Source organism: Synechococcus sp. R55.7 (genome assembly GCF_047461955.1).
Lineage (GTDB): Bacteria > Cyanobacteriota > Cyanobacteriia > Thermostichales > Thermostichaceae > Thermostichus.
Genome location: NZ_JANSIC010000154.1, coordinates 4812 through 6082 on the forward strand (window position 1 = coordinate 4812; position 1271 = coordinate 6082).

Below are 1271 nucleotides of genomic sequence, written 5' to 3' on the forward strand. Positions count from 1 at the left end.
TGGGGCCAGATGAGCAGGGGATCCCCTTCAGCAGCCCAATTGGGGTGGCTGTCGAGAAAGGCTTGAATGATCTCCTCGTTTTCGGCAGGGTGCAGCGTGCAGGTAGCGTACACCAACACCCCGCCCGGCTTAAGCCAACGGGCTGCCACCTGCAGAAGCTGAGCTTGCAGGTGGGCCAATTCAGGGATCCGCTCTGGAGTCTGCCGCCAGCGAGCGTCAGCATGGCGGTGCAAGGTGCCTAGGCCGGAGCAGGGGGCATCCAGCAGTACGCGGTCAGCACTCTGCCAGGGGGGCAAGGGGGCAGGGGGTAAGGACTCCGTCCCGCTGACGCGATCGGCAGCAGCGCTCAGGGATAACAGGTCGATGGCCAGGGGACGGATTGAGCTCAAGCCCAGGCGCTGCCTATTTTCCTCCAGGCGCCGCAGACGGTGGGGGTGGCGATCCAAAGCCCAGATTTCCCCCCGATCCTGCATGTGTTGGGCTATTTGGGTGGTCTTGCCGCCCGGAGCAGCGCAGCAGTCGATCACCCGCTCCCCTGGCTGGGGATCCAGCCAATGCACCACCTGCTGGGCACTGGCATCCTGAACGCTCCACCAACCCTGGGCAAAGCCGGGTAGGGCCGTGATGTCGCCAGCATGATCCTGAAGTCGCAAGGCACCCGGCACCTCGGAGATGGGGAGGGCAGGGATCCCGGCTGCTGCCAAGGCTTGAATGACTTTATTCACATCTGCCCGCAGTGGGTTGACCCGCAAATCCAGGTGGGGTGGCTGATTAAACCAAGCACACAACTGCTCCGTTTCCACCGGCCCCAGGCGCTCCCACCATAGGCTCACCAACCAGTCGGGAAAGCTGTGCCGGATCCCCAAAGCCTGAATTGGGTCGGCTGGCAGAGTGTCCTCGAGGGGCTTGAGGGGATCCTTCTCTGGCTGATCCAACACTTGCCGCTGGTAGGCGCGCAAGATGCCGTTCACCACCCCTGTCAGGGATCCCAGCCCCATCTGGCGGGCCAATTCCACGCTGGTGTGGATGGCAGCGCTGGGGGGGATGTGATCCAAAAAAGCCAGCTGGTAGAGGCCAAGGTGCAGAATGAGCCGCAAATCGGGCGGTTGCTTGTGGGCAGGACGCTGGGCAAAGCAATCGATCAAGGCATCGAGGGTGCGGCGACGGCGGGTAATGCCATACACCAGCTCGCTGACCAGATGCCGGTCGGCGGGGATCAGGCTGCTGTTGGCCAACAAATGCCCCAGAACCAGGTCGGCATAGGCGTTTTG

General features: G+C 63.0%; 1 protein-coding gene. It reads right to left on the bottom strand.

Translation table 11 applies throughout. The features are described 5' to 3' along the window. The coding region (locus tag NW820_RS08890; RefSeq protein WP_414407284.1) for a 16S rRNA (cytosine(967)-C(5))-methyltransferase at positions 1-1271 on the bottom strand (1271 nt) is incomplete at both ends.